Source organism: Pseudomonas sp. AGC41 (assembly GCF_057334555.1).
The window spans coordinates 6,836-9,295 of sequence record NZ_JBHFJB010000070.1 but is presented as its reverse complement, the minus strand read 5'-3'; the positions used below and the strand labels follow the sequence as shown (position 1 = coordinate 9,295).

General features: G+C 60.2%; 2 protein-coding genes and 1 pseudogene. 2 read left to right on the top strand and 1 reads right to left on the bottom strand.

Features of this window, described 5'->3' with window-relative positions; translation table 11 throughout:
- A partial coding sequence (locus tag ACE04F_RS13340; protein ID WP_486107335.1) for a FadR/GntR family transcriptional regulator occupies positions 1–345 on the bottom strand: 345 nt, incomplete at its 3' end.
- 329 nt (positions 346–674) lie between these two features.
- On the opposite strand from ACE04F_RS13340, the gene ACE04F_RS13335 reads away from it, so the two are divergent.
- On the top strand, positions 675–2,021 hold the full coding sequence (locus tag ACE04F_RS13335) for an MFS transporter (protein ID WP_486107333.1): 1,347 nt from the start codon (positions 675–677) through the stop codon (positions 2,019–2,021).
- A 30-nt stretch (positions 2,022–2,051) separates the two neighbouring features.
- Positions 2,052–2,460: pseudogene (gene gudD, locus ACE04F_RS13330) on the top strand (glucarate dehydratase); the annotation flags it as partial.

The window sequence follows — 2,460 nt, the reverse complement described above, 5'->3', positions numbered from 1 at the left end:
CCCCCCCGCGGCCTGGGTTTCCAGGCCCAGGCGCAATTCGAGAATCCCGCGCACGCCCGCAGCGGTATCGACGTTGAGCCTCAGCCCCTGCTCTCCCGTCTGCTCCAGCACAAAAGTGCCAATGCCATGGCGAGTCTCCACCAGACCGGAGGCCTGCAACTTGGAAATCGCCTCGCGCACCACCGTGCGGCTAACCCCATGCTCGCGCACGAAGGCGCCTTCGGACGGCAGTTTCTCTCCGGGTTTCAACTGCCCCAGCAGGATGCTCTGGCTCAACTTCGCCACCAAGTCATGGGCCAGGTTGTGGGTGCGCTTGCGCAGAGGCGTTTGAGTGTCTTGCTGCATGTGCCACGGGTTCCTTGAAAACAGGCTCGTCGATCCTAGCATCCGCCGCGTCGGAGGTGTTTGCGGATACGGGCCAACTTGTATGACAACAACCAATATCAAGCTAGTTTAACCTTGGAAAGTGCACCAGGTATTGGAGGCCTTAACACCTGGCCAAACCGGCCAAAACCACACTAAAGCCAACAACTACGGCATAACTGTCGACCAAACCCAAACCAATCGTGCTCAAAAACTGCTTGTCAGATAAAAAATTCAACTTGTATGATGTCTATCAACATCTACACCTGCACGATGCCCCGCATAAAAATAACGAGTGGGAGAAAAATCCAGTGAACTCATCCAGCCTCAAGGCAGATGCCGGCGCGGATCCGGTGCTGTCCTCGGCCATATCCAAGGTCAAGCGCCATATTCTGCCGCTGTTCGTCATCATGTTCATCGTCAACTACATCGACCGCGTGAACATCGGCTTCGTCCGTTCCCATATGGAACATGACCTGGGCATCGGCGCAGCCGCCTATGGTTTTGGCGCCGGCCTGTTCTTCATCGGCTACGCGCTGTTCGAAGTCCCGTCCAACATCCTCCTGCAACGCATCGGCGCCCGCATCTGGCTGACCCGCATCATGCTCACCTGGGGCCTGGTGGCGGCAGGCATGGCCTTCATCCAGAACGAAACCCATTTCTACATCCTGCGTTTCCTGCTGGGTGTGGCCGAAGCCGGTTTCTTTCCCGGCGTGATCTATTACTTCACCCGTTGGTTACCCGGCGTCGAGCGCGGCAAGGCCATCGCGATTTTCCTCAGCGGCTCGGCGATCGCTTCGCTGATCTCCGGCCCGCTGTCGGGGCTGCTCCTGCAGATCAACGGCCTGGGCATGCATGGCTGGCAGTGGATGTACTTCATCGAGGGGATGTTTTCGGTGTGCCTGTGTGTGTTCGTCTGGTTCTGGCTGGACTCCAAGCCTCACGACGCCAAGTGGCTCAGCCGCGACGAGCAGGACGCGCTGGTCAAGGCCATCGACGATGAACAGGCGGCCCGTGAAGCGGCGACGCCGATCAAACTGTCGATCGGCCAATTGCTCAAGGACCGCCAGATCATCCTGTTCTGCCTGATCTATTTCTTCATCCAACTGACGATCTACGCGGCGACCTTCTGGCTGCCGAGCATCATCAAGAAGATGGGCGAGCTCAGCGACCTTCAGGTCGGGCTGTTCAATTCGATTCCCTGGTTGCTGTCGATCGTCGGCATGTACGCCTTCGCCTCGCTGTCGGCCAAATGGAAGTTCCAGCAGGCCTGGGTTGCCGCTGCCCTGTTGATCGCTGCGGCAGGCATGTTCATGTCCACCACCGGCGGGCCGATCTTCGCCTTCGTTGCGATCTGCTTCGCGGCCCTGGGTTTCAAGTCCGCCTCGTCGCTGTTCTGGCCGATCCCCCAGGCCTACCTGGACGCCCGGATCGCTGCCGGCGTCATCGCGCTGATCAACTCGGTGGGCAACCTCGGCGGGTTCGTCGCCCCGACTACCTTCGGCCTGCTTGAGCAGCACACCGGCTCGATCCAGGGCGGGCTCTATGGCCTGGCGGCCACATCGATCATTGCCGCGGTCATCGTGTTTGCCGCGCGCAATACGCCCAAGCCGAAAACCCTCAAGCCTTCCACCGACCCGGCTACCAGTCACGCCTGACCACAACAATAATTCAAGGATCCGTACACGATGACTACTCCAGAAACCAGCAAAGCCCCGATCATCACCAGCATGCAAGTAGTGCCAGTGGCTGGCCACGACGGCATGTTGCTCAACCTCAGCGGTGCCCATGGCCCGTTTTTCACCCGCAACATCGTGATTCTCAAGGACAACGCCGGGCACACCGGCGTGGGCGAGGTGCCCGGCGGCGAGCGCATTCGCCAGACCCTCGAAGATGCTCGCTCACTGGTGGTCGGCAGCCCCATCGGCACCTACCAGAAAATCCTCAACAGCGTGCGCCAGGCCTTTGCCGATCGTGACGCCGGCGGTCGCGGCCTGCAGACCTTCGACCTGCGTATCACCATCCACGCCGTCACCGGCCTGGAAGCTGCGTTGCTCGACCTGCTCGGCCAGCACCTGGATGTGCCGGTCGCTGCGC